The organism is Fructilactobacillus sp. X8R4C1 (genome assembly GCF_059900905.1).
Genome location: NZ_JBWXVJ010000012.1, coordinates 1 through 241 on the forward strand (window position 1 = coordinate 1; position 241 = coordinate 241).

Annotated in this window: 1 protein-coding gene; it reads left to right on the forward strand. The window is 38.6% G+C overall.

Features of this window, described 5'->3' with window-relative positions; all coding sequences use genetic code 11:
• A partial coding sequence (locus AC6UDA_RS06970; protein ID WP_500711453.1) for a KxYKxGKxW signal peptide domain-containing protein occupies window positions 1–241 on the forward strand: 241 nt, incomplete at both ends.

Consider the following 241-nt stretch of genomic DNA (forward strand, 5'->3'; position numbering starts at 1 on the left):
TCTAGCACTAAGAGATGATGCTAGAACGCATTACAAAATGTATAAAGCTGGTAAACAATGGATGGTTGCCGGAATTTCACTAATTGGTGGATTACTGGGTGCTAACATTGGGATTGCTTCTGTTTCAGCTAATTCGGTTTCAACAAGTGGCAATAATACTAGTAAAGAAAATAAGGATGCGGATGTTTTACCGAATAAAAACTCCGCAACAATTTCATCAACTTCGCAGACCACGTCTTCT